Genomic DNA, 14,067 nt, shown 5'->3' on the forward strand with positions numbered 1-14,067 from the left:
GCCATTGCCACCGGCGTTGCCATTGCCATTGCCGCCGGCGTTGCCATTGCCATTGCCGCCGGCATTGCCATTGCCGTTGCCGCCGGCGTTGCCATTGCCGTTGCCGCCGGCGTTGCCGTTGCCGTTGCCGCCAGCGTTGCCGTTGCCGTTGCCGCCGGCGTTGCCATTGCCGTTGCCGCCGGCGTTGCCATTGCCATTGCCGCCGGCGTTGCCATTGCCGCTGGCGTTGGCGTTGGCGTTGCCATTGCCGCTGGCGTTGCCGCCGGCGTTGGCGTTGGCGTTGGCGTTGCCGGTACCCTTGCCACCGTCCGAGTTGTCTCGGGGCGTGTCATTGTTGCGGGAGGTGAAAGCACTGCCGGAGCTTCCCGACGGGGTTACGCTGTTTGCTCCGCTCACAGTGCCGGAGGGCGACGAGGAGAAGGTGGACGAGGCTGGAGCCGTTCCGGTTTCGATTGTGGGAAGGGTGCCGGATCCGGCCACGCTGAGACCAACCCCATCCTGCGTGCTGGCTTCTTGCCCGGCTCCGATATCGGATCGCTCGCCGGTATCGAGATCAATCACCTGGACCAGGCCCCGCTCAACCTCAACCTTCGCCCGTCCCTTGCGGATCTGGACATCAAACCGCGTTCCCTTGACCACGGCGGCCAGAAACGGGGTCTCGACCACGAAATGCGGCCTGGCCCGTTTTTCCACGTCCACGCTCACCTGACCGTCACGCTGCAGGAGGGTCGTGGTATCGCCTGTACTCTTCAGGCGCGAGATTGCAACCGTCGAGTTCTGGGAGACGAGAATGGTCTCCCGGCCGCGGACCAGCAGCGCCTTTGCTCCGCTTCTCGTGGCAAGGGTCACGCCTTTCGGCAGGACCATGCCGCTTCGCGCGGCAACAGGCTCTACGCCCGGCGAAAGCAGATACACCTTGCCACTGCTGCGCTGGATCACCCAGTCCGCAGCCAGAACCGGCGAAGACAGACCGGCCAGCGCCAGGATCACTCCCAGCAGTCGCACGGCGCCCGTGACAGAAAAACCGCGCCATCGCAGAGCCAGGCGTGTTGCCGGATGACCGATTGATCTCTGGCCGAGAAGGCCTGCCCGCAGGGTCCGCTTTTGCATCGTGTCCCGTCCGTCTCTGTATCAGATCGGACCAAACCAAACACATCTGCCTTAACTTCCGCTGAATCCGACCTCACAAAGAACAGGGTTTCGGCCGATTGACGGCAAGCTCAACGCCAGAGGCGCAAATATATCAAATCGTCTCTGCGAGCATCCGCGCCTCGACAGCCCGAAACAATTCAGCCTCGTCGATATTCATCTGTTCGATGCCACAGCGGATCGCCCGTTCAAACACATCCTCTTCAGCCCCGGCGTAGAACATCTGCGTCACCAGCCCGGCCTCCCGCGCCCGGGCAACGCGCTCGGGCGTCATATTGCCCTCGTGGAATTCGAGGATATGGGCCTCGGCCGCCACGGCCCGCTCCACCGAACCCATATGCTGGAACAGCACCATGCGGCGCAGGTCCGGCACCCTAGCGCGCATCTGCGCCCGAATGTCCTGGTCAAACGAGAAGGACCAGGCCCGGCCGAGCATGCCGCGCGCGGCCAACATGTCGCGCACCCGCGCCGGGTCCGCTGCCTTGATCTCGGCATAGGTGCCGATCCGGCCTTTGCAGGCGTCCAGGAACACAGACAAACGCGGCAGCCGCTCACCTGCGAAGGCTGGCGAAAACCAGCTGCCGGCATCGAGCCGATCCAGTTCCGCCGACGTCATGTCCGCCACACGGCCGTGTCCGTTGCTGGTGCGGTCCACTGTCTCGTCGTGGATGACATAGAGCACGCCGTCACAGCTGGTGTGGATGTCGAATTCGACCACATCGGCTCCGGCGGCAATCGCTGCCTCCAGCGCTGCCAGCGTGTTCTCAGGCGCTTTGCGCGACAGGCCACGATGGCAGATGAGCACGGCTTTCTTCACAACGAATCCCTTCGGTCTCCACCACCAAGGATTGCAGCGGATGGCAAAATCTTGTTATGGATGCGGACTTGACTGCTTCCTTCCTGCACCAGTCCGTTGATGGATTGATGACAAAACGGCCCACGCCCCCCGACTTTCCATTGTGCATTGCACCACCAGCCTCGCTCACATCTGCGAGAAGATCCTGTGATCCCGACTTGCCGCATTGAGCTGCCGAACCTGGAAAATGCGTATTTTTCCGCAGTTTCTGGCAGAGATCGGTCGTTAATTGTGGTCAGTTCACCAGGTGACTTGCGGGCATCGTTCACCCGTGGTGAACAGCCCGTCAAATTGTGCCTTGCGCAAAATCAGCTACATGTAGCAGCGCCGGCATCACTGATGCCTTCCTGTTTATCCCTTCCGGAGACGTCGCATGACCCGCTTTGCCGCTTCTGCCCTTGCCCTCGCCCTGTTCGCCACCCCGGCGCTCGCCGAGCCGGTGGCCTATGCGTTCGACAAGAGCCACTCGAACCTGTCCTTCACCTATGATCACCTCGGTTACTCCACTACGGATGGCCGCTTCGGCAACTGGGACGCTACGCTTCTCGTCGATGCCGACAAGCCGGAAGCCTCGTCCATCGAGTTCACCATCGACACCACCTCGCTCGACACCTTCTTTGCCGATCGCGACACGCACCTGAAAGGCGCCGACTTCTTCGACGTCACCAAGTTCCCGCAGGCGACCTTCAAAAGCACCAAGGTGACCAAGACCGGTGACAACACCCTGGACATCATCGGCGACCTGACCATCAAGGGCATCACCAAGCCGGCGACCCTCGCCGTAACCGTGACCACGATGGGTGAGCATCCCATGGCCAAGATGCCGGCCATCGGCTTTGCCGGCACCACCACGATCAAGCGGTCCGACTTCGGCATGAACATGTTCGTCCCCTATGTCGGCGACGAGGTGACCATCACCTTGCACGCTGAAACCCTCGCTGCGGCCAAGTAAGGTCCGCGCAGGTCGGGTCGGACGCCCCTGGAGGTGTCCGACCCCTCAAATCTGGAGAGCCCCATGCTGCGCAACAGTTCCACCGGCTACGGCTGGATCGCCATCGCCTTCCACTGGACCATGGCCGTGATGATCATCGCCATGCTCGCGCTGGGGCTGTACATGCACCGCCAGCCCTTGACCGATCCCTCGACCTTCGCCCTGTTCCAGTTGCACAAGTCGGTCGGCTTCGTGGTTCTGGGCCTCGCCGTGCTGCGCCTCGTCTGGCGCCTTGCCAACCCGAGCCCGGCCCTGCCCGCCAGCATGCCCGCCTGGGAAAAGGCGGCCGCGCATCTTGGCCACCTGGGGCTCTACGGCCTGCTCTTCGCCATTCCGCTGAGCGGCTGGCTGATGGTCTCCGCCTCGCCGTGGAATATTCCGACCATCCTCTTCGGCGCGGTGCCCGTGCCCCATCTTCCCGTGCCCGAAACGCTTGGCACCAAGGCAGAAGCCGAAACCCTGTTCAAGGACCTGCACGAGCTGTTTGCCTGGCTGCTGATCCTTCTGCTGGTGGCGCATGTCGGCGCTGCCCTCAAACACCATTTCCTGGCCCGTGATGCCGTCCTGCGCCGCATGCTGCGTCCCGATGCCGCCCCGCGCGCCTAACGCCTTTTCCGTTTCAAGGAGTTCTCCCATGCGCAAGCTCATTGCCGCCGCACTTGCCCTGACCTTTGCCTCCCCGGCACTGGCGTCCGACTGGACCGTCGACCCGGTCGCCAGCACGCTCGGCTTTGCAGTTGACCAGGGTGGGCAACCGGTCGAGGCCACCTTCAAGACCTGGACAGCGGCGATCCGTTTCGACCCGGCCAATCCGGCGGATGCCAAGATCGATGCCACCATCGAGACCGGCGGCATTGCCACCGCCAACCCGCAGTTCGTCGACATGATCCCGGGTGCAGACTGGCTGGCAGCTGCGACCTTTCCGACCGCGACCTTCACCTCCGGCGCCGTCTCGTCCAAAGGCGGCAATGCCTATCAGATGGAGGGCACTTTGACCCTGCGCGGTCAGACCCAGCCTGTAACACTCGACTTCACGCTCGACATCAGCGGCGATACGGCCCGGGCAATCGGCACGGCAAAAGTCCAGCGCACGGCCTTCGGGGTCGGCGCAAGCTTCCCGCCGGCCACCGTCGGCGATGATGTCACCATCAAGCTGGACCTGACGGCAAGCCGCTGACCGCCCGTGGTGTCCCCGCGACGAATAGCGAAGGCCGGACCCGCTTGGCGGGAGCGGCCCTTGCTTCGTTATTGCGCCCGCCGATGTCACCCCGGGCGGAGCGAAGCGGAGACCCAGGGCCTACTCGTTCGCAGAGCAGCAGAAACTGGCAGGGTCGCACCACAGGCTGCAGAGAGGGCATGCGATGCTTGCCGCAGCGCTGCTGCACGCACCGCACCGCTCTGGAAGCGAGTAGGCCCCGGCTCTCGCGATGCTCGGCCGGGGTGACACGGAGTAAGGTGCCAGCAACAAACAAGGTTTGTCCGCAGCCAGAGGCCGGACCGCTTGGCGGAACCGGCCTTTTTGCCGTAAAGAAGGCCATCCCGTTTTGAGCCGTTCCAATCACGAAGCACGGCCGCCAGGAAAGAGACCCCGATGAACGCTCCTGTCACCGCTCCGGACTATCTTCACAGCGCCATGTTCCCGCTTGGCGAGGACAAGACGCCCTACCGCAAGCTGACGTCTGACCATGTGTCCACCACCTCCTTCAACGGCAAGGAGATGCTGGTGGTCGAGCGCGAAGGTTTGCGGCTTCTGGCCGAGCAGGCCTTCATCGACATCAACCACTACCTGCGTCCCGGGCATCTGGCCCAGCTCAAGGCCATCCTCGATGACCCGGAGGCGACCGACAATGACAAGTTCGTTGCCTTTGACCTCCTGAAGAACGCCAGCATCTCCGCCGGCGGCGTGCTGCCGATGTGCCAGGACACCGGCACGGCGATCGTCATGGGCAAGAAGGGCCGCTGCGTCTGGACCGATGGAAGCGACGAGGAAGCCCTTGGTGAGGGCGCGCGCGACGCCTATTTCAAGCGCAACCTGCGCTATTCGCAGCTGGCGCCGATCTCCATGTTCGAGGAAAAGAACACCTCGACCAACATGCCGGCGCAGATCGAGCTCTATGCAGAGGGCGAGAACGCCTACAAGTTCCTGTTCATGGCCAAGGGCGGGGGCTCGGCCAACAAGACCTTCCTGTTCCAGGGCACGCCGTCGCTTTTGACCCGTGACCGGCTGATCGAGTTCCTGAAGGAAAAGATCCTGACGCTCGGCACCGCCGCCTGCCCGCCGTATCACCTGGCCATCGTCATCGGCGGCACTTCGGCCGAGATGTGCCTGAAGGCGGTGAAACTTGCCTCTGCCCGCTATCTCGACACGCTGCCGACGCAAGGCTCCGAACTTGGCCACGCCTTCCGCGATCTGGAAATGGAAGCCGAGATCCACAAGCTGACCCAGGCGACCGGCGTCGGCGCGCAGTTCGGCGGCAAGTACTTCTGCCATGACGTTCGCGTCATCCGCCTGCCGCGCCACGGTGCGTCGCTGCCGATCGGCCTTGGCGTATCCTGTTCCGCCGACCGTCAGGCGGTGGGCAAGATCACCAGGGATGGCATCTTCCTCGAGCAGCTCGAGATGCACCCGGAGACCTACCTGCCGGACGTGACAGACGACCATCTGTCCGAAACGGTGGTCAAGATCGACCTGACCCGGCCGATGCCGGAGATCCTCGCCGAACTGTCACGCCACCCGATCAAGACCCGCCTGTCTCTGACCGGCCCGCTGATCGTTGCCCGCGATCTGGCCCACGCCAAACTTCGCGAGCGACTGGAGGCCGGTGAGCCGCTGCCGGACTATTTCAAGAACCACCCGATCTACTACGCCGGTCCTGCCAAGACGCCGGAAGGCATGCCGTCAGGCTCCTTCGGCCCGACCACGGCCGGGCGCATGGACGCCTATGTCGACCAGTTCCAGGCTGCGGGCGGCTCGATGGTGATGCTGGCCAAGGGCAACCGTTCGGCCGCTGTCCGCCGCGCCTGCCAGGCCCACGGCGGCTTCTACCTCGGCTCCATCGGCGGCCCCGCAGCGCGCCTCGCCCAGGACTGCATCAAGAAGGTCGAGGTCGTCGCCTATCCGGAACTCGGCATGGAAGCGATCTGGAAGATCGACGTCGAGGACTTCCCCGCCTTCATCGTCGTCGACGACAAGGGCAACGACTTCTTCAAGGAACTGAACCTCGGCTGAGATGTTTCCCTAAGCCGGTCAGCTGATTTCGGAGGGCCCCGCCGGGGCCCTTCGCAACTGCAAATAAACTCTCCATCGTCATCCCGGGCTGAACACAGCGAAGACCCGGAACCGGAGAGCCGAAGCCTCGCCAGTATAACTCATTGAATTATCGACACCTCGGCTCTCCGGTCCCGGCTCGGCGCTTCGCTGGGCCGGGATGACGCCGGTGAGATCGAGGCCTGCCATCAACCTCAAGGCCCCGCCGGGGCCCTTCGTCGTTATACAGATTTGTCGGTGCCCCCCCGGTTCGTACTTCGCTTGGCCGGCCGGATGACATGATCCAAGGTCCGGATCACTGACAAGGCCAGTCAAACGCACGTGAACCCCGATCCCCTTGCGTTAAGTCGGTAGAAAGACGCATGCTCTAGTCTGCGGCAGGATTTGGAGAGACGCGCCGGGTGGCGCTGTGTGTGGGGAGCACTTTCTGATGCGCAAGATGATCGGCCTTCTGGCCACCTGTATTCTTCTGGCCGGTACTGCGGCCGCCAGTGCCCAGGCGGGCCGCTTCTATGACCCGGTCACCCGGCAGTGGGAGAGCTACGGTCCGGGCACCGGCTCCGGTCGCTCGCCGATTGCGCGCGAGATGGTGAGCTATTCCGGTCCCTATGCGCCGGGAACCATCATCGTCGACACCAAGGAACGCCGGCTCTACCACGTGCGTGATGGTGGCCGCGCCATGAAATACGGCGTCGGTGTCGGCAAGGAGGGCATGCAGTGGTCGGGCGTGCACACCGTGACACGCAAGGCGGAATGGCCGGGCTGGACCCCGCCGCCGGCCATGCGCGCCCGCGAGCGCAAGCAAGGCAGGATCCTTCCCGCGCATATGGTCGGCGGCATCAACAATCCGCTGGGTGCCCGCGCGCTCTATATCGGCTCGACGATCTACCGCATTCACGGCACCAACCAACCCTGGACCATCGGGTCGGCCGTCTCGTCCGGCTGCATTCGCCTTGCCAATGAAGATGTCGAACATCTGTACGAAAACGTCGGCGTCGGCGCCAAGGTGGTCGTGAAGCGCTGAGGTTGGAAGCGAGGGCACCTGCTTTCCTTGCGCCGCCCCGGCTCTGCCTCGCCAGAGCCGGGGCCATTGACGCATCAAACCGGATCCGCACTTCGTCGCTCCTGCGCAGGCAGGAGCCTAGTAACCCGCTGAATTGACTATTTCTTGATGCCGGGGACAAACAATCCCTGCCCCGATTACTAGGCTCCTGCCTGCGCAGGAGCGACGAGTGAAATCTCCCATCCTCACCGGTCCCGCGACAGCCCCTTCTCCTCCAGTTCCTTCAGATAGACGCCCCAGTGCTTGTCCGGGTTTTGGCCGAGTTCGAGAAAATAGGGCCACGTATAGATGCCGGTGTTGTGCATGTCGTCAAACCGCAAGCGCACCGCATAGTTGCCGACCGGCTCGATACCGATGATCATCACGTTGCGCTTGCCCGGCACCGTGATCTTCTGTGACGGATTGTGCCCCTGCACCTCGGCGGACGGTGAACAGACCCTGAGATACTCGGCGCTGTAGGCATGCCGCTCGCCGCTTTCAAAGGCCACGGTCAAAGTCTTCTTGTCATTGGACAGGCGAAGTTCGGTTGGCCAGGGGGTGCTCATGTAAAAAGGTCCTGAGACAGAAAAGGCGGGGGCGGCAGGCGAGCCTAGATGGCCTTCAGAACCTAGTCTCTCCGGTGCACAGGTCAAGTATCTCACTGATATCGCTTGCCAGAACGCTGGCACAATATCATTAGTTGCGCTTGCGATCTTTACCCGGACCCGCCTGATGCGCTTTGAAGCTTTTTCCCAGAATTTCGAGGATGTGATCCTCTGGCGCGTGCTGCGCGATGTCGAGAACGGCTTCTATATTGATGTGGGCGCTGCGCATCCGGTGCAGGACTCAGTCTCCCTCGGCTTCTATCGCCAAGGCTGGCGCGGCTTCCATGTCGAGCCGCTGCCGGAAATGGCTGCCGCGCTCCGCGCCGCCCGTCCCGGCGACCGGGTGTTCGAGGCCGCCCTGTCGACCAGCCCGGGCAGTGTCACCTTCCACCGCATCAATGGCACCAGCGGCCTGTCGACCGGCCGGGCGGATGTGGCTGCAGCGCATGGCGCGGCCGGCTACCACAGCGAGCAACTGACTGTTCCGGCCTTGCGCCTGGCGGATGTCCTGAATGCCGCGCCCGGCGATGTGCATTGGCTGAAGATCGATGTGGAGGGCATGGAAGAGGACGTTCTCGCCAGCTGGGGTGCGTCCCCCGTGCGGCCCTGGGTTGTCGCCATCGAGACCACGGTGCAGGGCGAAGGATCGGTTGCCGAGAACGAGGTTGACCGCCAGTTGCAGGACCTCGGCTACACGGCGATGCAGTTCGACGGGCTCAACCGCTTCTATCTGCATCAGGCCCATGGTGAGCTTTCCAGCCGCTTTGGCCTCGGCGCCAATATCTTCGACGATTTCATCTGGTACGGCGGAGATGCCAGTGTCACGCTTTCCCGGCTGGCCACCCGGGCCACCGGCCTTGCAACCCTGGCCCAGATGCTGCTGACAGGTCAGCTGCCGGAGGAGGCCGCACCGGCCGGGTTACCACGCAGCGAGGCCGAGATCCGCGCCGCCTACCGGCTTGTGCTCGGGCGCGAACCGGAGAGCCTTGCGGCGATGCAGCCGCATTTCGCCCATCCCGACTTCTGGAGCCTTGCCCGCACCTTTGCCACATCGGCCGAGTTCGACGTCACCGGCCAGGAGGCGCGGGACCTCGCCGGTCTGCTGGACTTTCGCATTCCGGCGGGAAATGCCCCGACGCAAGCCGGTGACTAGGCCCTACTCGGCGGCATTTCCACCGGCGATCTTCACCGCCTCGTAGCCCGCCATCGCGGCAGCGCGGGCGGCTGCGTGGTCGACGATGGGCCGGGGATAAGTCTTGCCAAGAACGACGCCCGCCGCCTTCAGCATCCGGTCCGGTGCCTCGAAGGGCGCGTGCAGGACCTCGTTCGGCAGCCGCGCCAGTTCCGGGCACCAGCGCCGGACATAGACACCGTCCGGATCAAATTTCTGCCCCTGCCCCACCGGCGCGAAGATGCGAAAATAGGGTGCAGCATCCGCGCCGCTGCCGGCGACCCACTGCCAGCTTGCGGAATTGTTGGCGAGATCCGCATCCAGCAACGTGTCGCGGAACCAGGCCTCGCCGTGCCGCCAGTCGATCCTGAGATGCTTGATCAGGAAGGAGGCGACCAGCATGCGCACGCGGTTGTGCATGTAGCCGGTTGCCCACAGTTCCCGCATCCCGGCATCAACCATCGGATAGCCGGTCATGCCCTTCTGCCAGGCAGCCAGGTCCTCGGCGCTTTCGCGCCAGGGATAGGCGTCGAAGGTCGGCTTCCAGTTCTTCGCCGGCAGGTCCGGGAAATGGTAGAGCAGATGATAGGCGAACTCGCGCCAGCCGATCTCCGACAGGAACTTGTCCCCGTCCTTGGCCTGCTCGGGATGCAGGTCCGTATGCAGCCGGGTGGCGGCCAAGATCTGTCGCGGCGAGATCTCGCCAAAGCGCAAATGCGGCGACAACCTCGAGACATTCGGCAAGTCCGGACGGTTTCGCAGCTCGCCATATCCCTTTAGGTTCTCATCGAGAAATGCCGCCAGCCGTTCAACTGCCCCGGCTTCCCCTGGCTGCCACAGATCGCGCCAGCCAGCGGCCCAGTCCGGCCGCGACGGGGTGAGGGCAAACTCATCCAGCGGCCGGCCAAGCCCGTCCGGTAGCACCAGTTCTCCCCCTGGGCGCGGCAAGGGCGCCGGCACAGGTCGCAATTGGGCCGCACGCCAGAACGGGGAATAGACCTTGAAGGGGCCGCCGGTCTTGGTCTCCAGTTCCCAGGGTTCATGCAGCAGGCTGGCGTTGAAACTGCGCACGCTAAGCCCCTCGGCGCTGAACTTCGCTTTCAGGCGCTTGTCGCGGGCAATCGCATGCGGCTCGTAGCACCGGTTCCAGTGGATCGCACGCGCTCCGCTCTGCTCCACCGCCCTTGCCAACGCCGCTTCTGCCGGCCCTTCCATGATGATCAGGCAGCCCAGATCCCGGCGGAGCGCTTTGAGACTGTGATGCAGCCACCACCGGCTCGCCCCGGTCATAGGATGCGTTTCACCCGCCTGCTCCGGCGTCTCCAGGATGTAAAGTGGCAGCACCGGTCCATCGGCGAAAGCTTCGGACAGGGCTGGATTATCGGTCAGGCGCAGGTCCTGGCGGAACCAGACGATGGTGGTCATGGGGGGCGCTCAATCGGAATGGAGAGAAGAACAATTTGAGACTTGATACGCATTTGGCACGATCCGGGATCACTTTGCCGATCTGCCCCTTGCCGGATGATGAAAACTCAATATGTTTGAAGAAACAGATCGCGACGAGACCCGGCAGGACGCAAGAACCGGGCGCAGGGAGAGACGCATGGGGGAGACAGTTTTCACTCCGGACGCGCTGCGCCGTGAGAACGCGGATGCAATCACGATGGCCGCAGCGCCGTTGGCGTCCGCCGGCGCCCGCCCGGCCATGATCGATCCCTTCGGCCGCACCGTGTCCTATCTGCGCGTTTCGGTCACTGACCGCTGCGATTTCCGCTGCGTCTACTGCATGGCGGAAGACATGACCTTCCTGCCCAAGCGCGAGATCCTGACGCTTGAGGAACTGGACCGGCTCTGCACGGCCTTCATCGCCAAGGGCGTCGGCAAGCTTCGCCTGACCGGCGGCGAGCCGCTGGTGCGCAAGGGCATCCTTGACCTGATCCGCTCCCTCTCCCGACATCTGAAGTCTGGTGCCCTGGAAGAACTGACGCTGACCACCAACGGCTCGCAGCTCGCACGCTATGCCGGCGAGCTGGCGCAGGCTGGCGTCCGGCGCATCAACGTCTCCGTCGACACGCTGGACGCGGACCGCTTCCGGGCCATCACCCGCTGGGGTGACCTTGCCAAAGTGATGGACGGCATCCGCGCCGCCCGGGAGGCCGGTATAGCGGTCAAGCTCAACATGGTGGCGCTGAAGGGCGTCAACGAGGACGAGATCGTGCCCATGCTCGAGTGGGCGCATGCTGAGGGCCATGATCTCACGCTGATCGAAACCATGCCCATGGGCGACATCGACGGCGACCGCACCGACCAGTATCTGCCGCTCAGCCTCGTGCGGGCGCGGCTTGCCGAGCGCTTTACCCTGACGGATATTCCCTACAAGACCAGCGGCCCGGCCCGCTACATGCAGGTCGGGGAAACCGGCGGCCGCATCGGCTTCATCACGCCAATGACGCATAATTTCTGCGAAAGCTGCAACCGGGTCCGCGTGACCTGTACCGGCATGCTCTACATGTGCCTTGGCCAGGACGACAGCGCCGACCTGCGCGCGCCCTTGCGCGCCTCCGAGGGCGATGACCTGATTGCACGCGCCATCGACGAGGCCATCGGTCGCAAGCCCAAGGGTCATGACTTCATCATCGACCGAAACACAAAAAGGCCCGCTGTCTCCCGCCACATGAGTGTCACCGGCGGCTGACGCGGCCGGGCACAAGATGTCAGGTCGTGCGTCCGGCGCTGCGCCGCTCGATCAGCGCAACGGCAGCAACTGACACCAGCGTCAGCACAACGCAAACGCCCATTACCAGCACCAGCGGCCAGGTGGTCGCCGGGTACATGCCGTCCGACAGCAGGAAGGCAACCAGCGCCGAAGACACCGCACCGAGCCCGATCTGCATGCTGCCCGCAAGACCGGATGCAGCGCCCGCCAGTTCTGGCTTGACGCTCACCGCGCCCGCTATTGCGCTCGGCAGGCACAGCCCGTTGCCGAGGCCGACGATCAGCATCGGCAGGAACAGCGACAGCGGATGCACCACGCCCGCGCCGAACAGGCTGCCGACCAGCACCACGGCGACCAACGGCATGAACGAGCCGATGATCACCATCGTCGTCACCCCGAGCCGCTGCGCATAGCGTCCCGACAGGCCATTGCCGACAATATAACCCGCCGCCACCAGCATGAAATAAAGCCCCATGCTCAGCGGCGTCATGCCAAGCACGGATGCGGCGATGAAAGGCGCGCCGCCGAGAAAGGCGAAATAGACCGACGACGTGAACATCGCGGTCGCGGCATAGGCCCAGAACTCAGGAATTGCCCCCAGCGACCGATAGCTTGCAAGGAGACCGCCAAAGCCCTGGCCGCGCGTGCGGTTGTGGTGAGTTTCGTGCAGGTCGAACCAGGCCGCGGCAAATACACCGATACCCAGCAGCAGCATAAGATAAAACCCGCCCTGCCAGCCAAAGGTGCCGTCCAGCGCTCCGCCCAAAGCCGGGGCGAACATCGGCCCGATGGCCATGCCCATGGTGACATAGCCGATCATGCTGGCGGCCTGGTCGCGCTCGTAGAGGTCGCGCACGATGGCCCGGCCGAGGACGAGCCCGGTGCAGCCGCCCAGCGCCTGGATGATGCGACCGATGATGAGCGTGTTGATATCCGGCGCAATCAGGCAGATGACCGTCCCCAGCACGAAAACGGCCATGCCGCCGACGACCACGGGGCGCCGGCCATACCGGTCGGAGATCGGTCCGAGGAAAACCTGCGCGATGCCGACCGCCGCAAGATACAGCGACATCGTCAACTGCACCTCGGCCGACGTGGCATTAAAGGCCACGATCATCCCGGCAAGTGACGGCAGGTAGATGTTCATCGCCAGCGGATTGACCGTGGAAATGGCCACGAGAATCGCCAGCGACGGGCGCGGCATTGGCGGTTGCCGTACAGCACCTGTTCCCCGCCCCGAAGGTTGCACCTGGTCGTTCATCCGGTCGGTTCACCTTGTTGCACAGCCGATTGGCAGCATTCCCGCCTGCCAGCCGGCGCCACCTTAGCGCGGTTTGTCACCTGCCGCCTGCTGGGCGACCCGCCTTTCGCGGATCACGGTATAGATGCCGGTCGCAACCACGATCGCCGTTCCCAGCATGGTCAAAGCATCGGGAACATCACCCCAGACGAAATAGCCGATCAGGATCGCCCAGACGATGATGGAATAGCGGAAGGGCGAGACCAGCGAAATATCGCCGATGCGCATGGCGACGATCAGGAGGACATAGCCTACCAAAAGACAGGTTGCCGCTGCAGTCAGCAGCCCCACATCGGCAAGGCTCATCGGCTCCCATCCCTCGACGCCCACGACACCGAAGCCCAGCAGCAGGACGCCGGCGCAGGTGACCAGCGTCACGCCGAAGGTCGGCACCTCCACCGGCATCATCCGCGTGGTCAGGTCACGCAGCACCATGAACAGGATGCCAATGAGAGCCAGGATCGACCACTGGTCAAAACCGGCCAGGCCCGGACGCACGATGATCAACACGCCCGCGAACCCAACCCCGATCGCCGTCCAGCGCCGCCAGCCGACGGGCGCTCCGAGGAAGATTGCCGCAGCACCCGTCACCATCAGCGGCAGCACCTGCAGGATGGCGGTGATATTGGCGATGGGCATATGCATCAGGGCGATGAGATAGCACAGGGTCGCGCCGACCTCGCCGAAGGACCGCAGGAACACCATCCGGTTGCCCAGATGACGGAATTCGCGATGCACACCGGTCACGTAGGACAGCACTAAAATCATGACAATCGCAATGATGCCACGCACCACGATGATCTGGCCGAGTTGGACCGTTTCATAGACGATCTTGACCAATGCATCATTGCCGATGAAGGCGGCCATCGCCACAAGCATCGCCAAAATGGCCTTGCCATTTTCCTTGAGGTCCACGGTCGGATCCTGAAACGGGGGAAGGCCACCTTGGGGCTGGCAATAGGTGACCGA

13 protein-coding genes are annotated in these 14,067 nt (G+C 63.7%); 7 read left to right on the forward strand and 6 right to left on the reverse strand.

Annotation, left to right across the window (positions count from 1 at the left end; all coding sequences use genetic code 11):
* Positions 1-1,110, reverse strand: a 1,110-nt coding sequence (locus tag ACTIFE_RS18370; RefSeq protein ID WP_439530590.1) for a FecR domain-containing protein, incomplete at its 3' end; no start/stop codon positions are given.
* Between the two features lie 133 nt (positions 1,111-1,243).
* On the reverse strand, positions 1,244-1,966 hold the full coding sequence (locus ACTIFE_RS18375; protein ID WP_439530591.1) for a glycerophosphodiester phosphodiesterase: 723 nt from the start codon (positions 1,964-1,966) through the stop codon (positions 1,244-1,246).
* A 412-nt stretch (positions 1,967-2,378) separates the two neighbouring features.
* Here ACTIFE_RS18375 and ACTIFE_RS18380 point away from each other — a divergent pair, with 412 nt between their 5' ends.
* The 5 genes from ACTIFE_RS18380 to ACTIFE_RS18400 all read left to right on the forward strand — a co-directional run bounded on the left by ACTIFE_RS18380 (position 2,379) and on the right by ACTIFE_RS18400 (position 7,288).
* The gene (locus ACTIFE_RS18380) at positions 2,379-2,957 is read left to right on the forward strand and encodes a YceI family protein (protein WP_439530592.1); all 579 of its coding nucleotides are present in this window, start codon (positions 2,379-2,381) and stop codon (positions 2,955-2,957) included.
* 63 nt (positions 2,958-3,020) lie between these two features.
* Complete coding sequence (locus ACTIFE_RS18385) at positions 3,021-3,602, forward strand: cytochrome b (RefSeq protein ID WP_439530593.1); 582 nt, start codon at positions 3,021-3,023, stop codon at positions 3,600-3,602.
* Positions 3,603-3,630: 28 nt separating this feature from the next.
* Positions 3,631-4,173 carry a YceI family protein gene (locus ACTIFE_RS18390; protein WP_439530594.1) on the forward strand — a complete coding sequence of 181 codons (543 nt, stop codon included), beginning with the start codon at positions 3,631-3,633 and terminating at the stop codon, positions 4,171-4,173.
* Positions 4,174-4,587: 414 nt separating this feature from the next.
* Positions 4,588-6,225 carry a fumarate hydratase gene (locus ACTIFE_RS18395; RefSeq protein ID WP_439530595.1) on the forward strand — a complete coding sequence of 546 codons (1,638 nt, stop codon included), beginning with the start codon at positions 4,588-4,590 and terminating at the stop codon, positions 6,223-6,225.
* A 469-nt stretch (positions 6,226-6,694) separates the two neighbouring features.
* The gene (locus tag ACTIFE_RS18400) at positions 6,695-7,288 is read left to right on the forward strand and encodes a L,D-transpeptidase (protein WP_439530596.1); all 594 of its coding nucleotides are present in this window, start codon (positions 6,695-6,697) and stop codon (positions 7,286-7,288) included.
* Between the two features lie 224 nt (positions 7,289-7,512).
* On the opposite strand, the gene ACTIFE_RS18405 is transcribed toward ACTIFE_RS18400, so the two are convergent.
* The gene (locus ACTIFE_RS18405; protein ID WP_439530597.1) at positions 7,513-7,872 is read right to left on the reverse strand and encodes a gamma-butyrobetaine hydroxylase-like domain-containing protein; all 360 of its coding nucleotides are present in this window, start codon (positions 7,870-7,872) and stop codon (positions 7,513-7,515) included.
* A 166-nt stretch (positions 7,873-8,038) separates the two neighbouring features.
* Here ACTIFE_RS18405 and ACTIFE_RS18410 point away from each other — a divergent pair, with 166 nt between their 5' ends.
* Positions 8,039-9,064 (forward strand): FkbM family methyltransferase, encoded by a 1,026-nt coding sequence (locus ACTIFE_RS18410; protein ID WP_439530598.1) that lies wholly within the window; start codon positions 8,039-8,041, stop codon positions 9,062-9,064.
* A gap of 3 nt (positions 9,065-9,067) precedes the next feature.
* On the opposite strand, the gene ACTIFE_RS18415 is transcribed toward ACTIFE_RS18410, so the two are convergent.
* Complete coding sequence (locus ACTIFE_RS18415; protein ID WP_439530599.1) at positions 9,068-10,507, reverse strand: cryptochrome/photolyase family protein; 1,440 nt, start codon at positions 10,505-10,507, stop codon at positions 9,068-9,070.
* Positions 10,508-10,745: 238 nt separating this feature from the next.
* Between ACTIFE_RS18415 and moaA the strand changes: the two genes are divergently transcribed.
* Entirely contained in the window at positions 10,746-11,777 is a 1,032-nt protein-coding gene (gene moaA / locus ACTIFE_RS18420; protein ID WP_439530636.1) for a GTP 3',8-cyclase MoaA, read from the forward strand.
* Between the two features lie 19 nt (positions 11,778-11,796).
* On the opposite strand, the gene ACTIFE_RS18425 is transcribed toward moaA, so the two are convergent.
* A complete protein-coding gene (locus ACTIFE_RS18425; RefSeq protein WP_439530600.1) occupies positions 11,797-13,002 on the reverse strand; it encodes a multidrug effflux MFS transporter in 1,206 nt (401 codons plus the stop codon).
* Positions 13,003-13,122: 120 nt separating this feature from the next.
* Complete coding sequence (locus ACTIFE_RS18430) at positions 13,123-14,013, reverse strand: DMT family transporter (RefSeq protein WP_439530601.1); 891 nt, start codon at positions 14,011-14,013, stop codon at positions 13,123-13,125.
* Positions 14,014-14,067 lie beyond the last annotated feature (54 nt).

The organism is Pannonibacter sp. (assembly GCF_051860505.1).
In the GTDB taxonomy this organism is placed as follows: Bacteria; Pseudomonadota; Alphaproteobacteria; order Rhizobiales; family Stappiaceae; genus Pannonibacter.

Bases quoted from the DNA above. Each gene is read 5' to 3' on its own strand.
- ACTIFE_RS18380 (WP_439530592.1), top strand. From the start codon at position 2,379: ATGACCCGCTTTGCCGCTTCTGCCCTTGCCCTCGCCCTGTTCGCCACC.
- ACTIFE_RS18385 (WP_439530593.1), top strand. From the start codon at position 3,021: ATGCTGCGCAACAGTTCCACCGGCTACGGCTGGATCGCCATCGCCTTC.
- ACTIFE_RS18390 (WP_439530594.1), top strand. From the start codon at position 3,631: ATGCGCAAGCTCATTGCCGCCGCACTTGCCCTGACCTTTGCCTCCCCG.
- ACTIFE_RS18395 (WP_439530595.1), top strand. From the start codon at position 4,588: ATGAACGCTCCTGTCACCGCTCCGGACTATCTTCACAGCGCCATGTTC.
- ACTIFE_RS18400 (WP_439530596.1), top strand. From the start codon at position 6,695: ATGCGCAAGATGATCGGCCTTCTGGCCACCTGTATTCTTCTGGCCGGT.
- ACTIFE_RS18405 (WP_439530597.1), bottom strand. From the start codon at position 7,872: ATGAGCACCCCCTGGCCAACCGAACTTCGCCTGTCCAATGACAAGAAG.
- ACTIFE_RS18410 (WP_439530598.1), top strand. From the start codon at position 8,039: ATGCGCTTTGAAGCTTTTTCCCAGAATTTCGAGGATGTGATCCTCTGG.
- ACTIFE_RS18415 (WP_439530599.1), bottom strand. From the start codon at position 10,507: ATGACCACCATCGTCTGGTTCCGCCAGGACCTGCGCCTGACCGATAAT.
- moaA (WP_439530636.1), top strand. From the start codon at position 10,746: ATGGCCGCAGCGCCGTTGGCGTCCGCCGGCGCCCGCCCGGCCATGATC.
- ACTIFE_RS18425 (WP_439530600.1), bottom strand. From the start codon at position 13,002: ATGCCGCGCCCGTCGCTGGCGATTCTCGTGGCCATTTCCACGGTCAAT.